The 3,783-nt window shown below is 60.3% G+C and carries 3 protein-coding genes; 1 reads left to right on the top strand and 2 read right to left on the bottom strand.

The genetic code is table 11. From position 1 onward, the window contains the following. Window positions 1-57 precede the first annotated feature (57 nt). Together PROAA_RS11450 and ypfJ are read right to left on the bottom strand one after the other, a co-directional pair. Window positions 58-906 (bottom strand): peptidoglycan DD-metalloendopeptidase family protein, encoded by an 849-nt coding sequence (locus tag PROAA_RS11450; RefSeq protein ID WP_186411471.1) that lies wholly within the window; start codon window positions 904-906, stop codon window positions 58-60. A gap of 17 nt (window positions 907-923) precedes the next feature. Continuing rightward, on the bottom strand, window positions 924-1,793 hold the full coding sequence (ypfJ, locus tag PROAA_RS11445; protein ID WP_186411470.1) for a KPN_02809 family neutral zinc metallopeptidase: 870 nt from the start codon (window positions 1,791-1,793) through the stop codon (window positions 924-926). 248 nt (window positions 1,794-2,041) lie between these two features. Here ypfJ and treS point away from each other — a divergent pair. After that, window positions 2,042-3,783: maltose alpha-D-glucosyltransferase (gene treS / locus PROAA_RS11440; protein ID WP_186411469.1), on the top strand; the 1,742-nt coding region annotated here is incomplete at its 3' end.

Here is a 3,783-nt window from a genome sequence, read left to right as displayed (position 1 = left end):
CCGTCTGATTCAATCAGCTATGATTATAGCATAATGCCGGTTAAGCCCGACAGGCTGCTAGGGCCTGGCTTTTTTTGGCGCCGCGACGAACAGCGCCGGATCGACCATCGCGCCGTTGAGGATCACGCTCCAGTGCAGGTGCGGGCCGCTGGCCCGCCCGGTCTTTCCGGAGAGTCCGATGCGCTGACCCTGACCGACCGCGTCGCCGGCCTCTACGTCGATGCGGTCGAGGTGACAGTACATGCTGATCAGCCCGTTACCGTGATCGACAAACACCGTTTTCCCGTTGAAAAAATAATCGTCGACCGCCAACACCTGGCCATGCGCGCTGGCTCGGATCGGAGTGCCGCGCGGCACTGCCAGGTCAAGGCCGGAATGCGGCGAACGCGGTTCGCCATTGAAGAAGCGGCGCAGTCCGAAGCGACTGGCCAGTCGCCCGTCGGCAGGCAGCACGAATTCGCTGTCGGTATCGTCAGCCTCGCGCCAGTGCCGCTTGAAACCCCGGATCTCCGCGATTTCGCTGACGGCGCGCGCCTCGTCGGCCGCAGAGAGATTGACCTTGCTCGAATCCTTGAGTGTGATGCGTTGCTCCGGGTAGTTCTTTTCACCGACTTCGAATGGCAGAGTCTTCTCTTCGCCCGCGACAATGGCGCGCAGTCGATGGGTGCCCGCCGGCAGATCCAGCGCCAAACCGAGCACCGCTACCCAGCGGCCCTTTTCGGCGGCAACCAGCACCGGTTGTTCGCCAAACCAGGCGCGGGGCGGGTTGCCGCGATTTTTTGCCACGCCCAGATCGACCAGCGCGATACCGCCGGGAACGTTTTCCGCTTTGGGCAGGGCGCCCGCAACTGACGATGGCGTCAGTATCGCCAGAGCCAGGACGAGCCGCATCAGGGATGGCGTCATCTATGTGCCTTCATGGCCTACAGCGACGCCGCTTTGAAAGTGTCGCATTGGCGCAAATCGCCTGACTCGATGCCGCGCTTGAACCAGCGCATGCGCTGTTCTGAGCTGCCATGGGTAAAGGATTCCGGAACGATCCGGCCTTGCGTCTGCTGTTGCAAGCGATCATCGCCGATGGCCGAAGCGGCATTCAGCGCCTGCTCGATTTCACCGGGCTCGATGATGTTCTTTGCCGCATCGGCACGGTGCCCCCAGACGCCGGCAAAGCAGTCGGCCTGCAACTCAAGCCGTACCGACAGCGCGTTGGCCCTGGCCTTGCTGGCGCCCTGCTGTGCGCGATGCACCTTGTCGGAAATACCGAGCAGGTTTTGCACATGGTGTCCGACTTCATGGGCGATCACATAGGCCTGGGCAAACTCGCCCGGTGCGTGGAAGCGCTGCTTCAGGTCGCGGTAGAAAGAAAGATCGATGTATACCTTTTGATCGGACGGACAGTAGAACGGACCCATCGCAGACTGGCCGGTACCGCAGGCCGTTGGCGTCGCGCCGCTGAAAAGCACCAGCTTGGGCTCCTGGTAACGCGAGCCCCCTTCGCGGAAGACCTCGTCCCAGGTGCTCTCGGTACTGGCCAAAACCTTGGAGACAAAGCGCGCCATTTCGTCGGCGGCGGGCGGCTTGCGCGCAGCCGTATGCTGAGAAGGCTGGCTGTCGATATTGGAACCGAGGCCGAGGATGACCGACGGATCGATGCCGAAAAAATAGCTGGCAGTCAGCGCCAGGACGATGGCGCCGATGCCCACGCCACCGCGCCTGACGCCGCCGCCGAAGTTGCCGCCAGTGCCCCTTCGGTCTTCGACATTGTCGCTTTCATTCTGGTCATCAAGTCGCATGATTCAATCCGTTTCCGTGGTGCACCAGCCAAGATGTTAACAGCAGCGTTTTGACTTGAGGGAACTATTCGATAATTGACAAGGTCAGCCCGTGTCAGAGAAACTGACACACGTTGCGCTGGATTTTCTGATACCGAGTCGCCAGGACCCCTACAGCTCGCCGGCATAGCTGCGCAGAGTTGACTGGCATGCGCGGGCGCATTCGCGCTGAACGCGATTCCAGATATATTTTTTGATTGCCTCCTTCAATGACTACACTTGCCCAAGCTTCAGCCCCCGAAGGCACCGCCATCGCTCTCAGCGACGACCCGCTGTGGTACCGCGACGCCGTCATCTACCAGCTTAACGTCAAGGCTTTTTACGACACCAACGATGACGGTGTGGGGGATTTCAAGGGCGTCACGGCCAAACTCGACTATGTCAAAGAGCTGGGCGTCAACACGATCTGGCTGATGCCGTTCTATCCGTCCCCATTGCGCGACGACGGCTACGATATTTCGGAGTACGAGGACGTCCATCCGCAGTACGGCACGCTCGACGATTTCCGTGAAATGATGGCCGAGGCCCACAAGCGCGGAATACGCGTGATCACGGAACTGGTCATCAACCACACATCGGACCAGCATCCCTGGTTCCAGGCAGCACGCAAGGCGCCGGCAGGCTCGCCCGAGCGCGACTTCTATGTCTGGAGCGATACCGACGAGCTCTACAAGGGTACCCGCATCATTTTCACAGACACCGAGACGTCGAACTGGACCTGGGATCCGGTCGCCAAAGCGTATTTCTGGCACCGCTTCTTCAGCCACCAGCCCGATCTGAATTTTGACAACCCGGCGGTCATGGATGCCGTATTCAAGACCATGCGTTTCTGGCTCGATATGGGCGTGGACGGCTTCAGGCTGGACGCCATTCCCTACCTGATCGAACGCGACGGCACCAGCAATGAAAACCTGCCGGAAACCCATGCCGTGATCAAGAAGCTGCGCGCGGCAATCGATGCCGAATACAAGAACCGCTTCCTGCTGGCCGAGGCCAACATGTGGCCCGAGGATGTCCGCGAGTATTTCGGCGACGGCGACGAGTGCCACATGGCCTATCACTTTCCGCTGATGCCGCGCATGTACATGGCGATCGCGCAGGAAGACCGTCGGCCGATCGTCGAGATCATGCAGCAGACGCCGGATATCCCCGAGGGGTGCCAATGGGCGATCTTCCTGCGCAACCATGACGAGCTGACGCTGGAGATGGTCACCAGCAAGGAACGCGATTACATGTACCAGATGTACGCCGCCGACCGGCGCGCGCGCATCAATCTGGGCATTCGCAGACGTCTTGCACCGCTGATGGAGAACGATATCGACGCCATCAAGCTGATGAACGGCATGCTGCTGTCGATGCCGGGTTCGCCGATCATCTACTACGGTGATGAAATCGGCATGGGTGACAACGTCTTCGTCGGCGACCGCAACGGTGTGCGCACGCCCATGCAATGGAGTCCGGACCGCAATGCCGGTTTCTCCCACGCCCACCCGCAAACTCTCTATCTTCAACCGATAATCGGCGCCGTATATGGCTACGAGGCGCTCAATGTCGAAGCCCAGGCGCGTGAGGCCAGCTCGCTGCTGAACTGGACAAAACGCATGCTGGCGGTGCGCAAGACCAGCCATGCCTTCGGCCGCGGCAAACGCAGCTTTCTCAAGCCCGGCAACGGCAAGATACTCGCCTACATCAGCGAATACGAAGACGATACCCTGCTGGCGGTGTTCAATCTGTCGCGTGCGGCACAACCGGTGGAGCTTGATCTGTCGGCATACAAAGGGCGAGTTCCTGTCGAGATGCTGGGCCGTACCTCGTTCCCGCCGATTCAGGACGGGCACTATGTCCTGACGCTGCCTTCGCATAGCTTCTACTGGTTCCGTCTGGCGGCCGATGCAGAGATGCCCGCGTGGCATGAGGAAAGTGTCGCGTGGACTGAACGTCCGACACTGGT

This window comes from Candidatus Propionivibrio aalborgensis, from assembly GCF_900089945.1.
Lineage (GTDB): Bacteria > Pseudomonadota > Gammaproteobacteria > Burkholderiales > Rhodocyclaceae > Propionivibrio > Propionivibrio aalborgensis.
This window is presented reverse-complemented; position numbering and strand designations above follow the sequence as displayed.

What these genes read in the sequence shown, in the direction of transcription:
- PROAA_RS11450 (WP_186411471.1), bottom strand. Translation starts at nt 906, where the DNA reads ATGACGCCATCCCTGATGCGGCTCGTCCTGGCTCTGGCGATACTGACG.
- ypfJ (WP_186411470.1), bottom strand. Translation starts at nt 1,793, where the DNA reads ATGCGACTTGATGACCAGAATGAAAGCGACAATGTCGAAGACCGAAGG.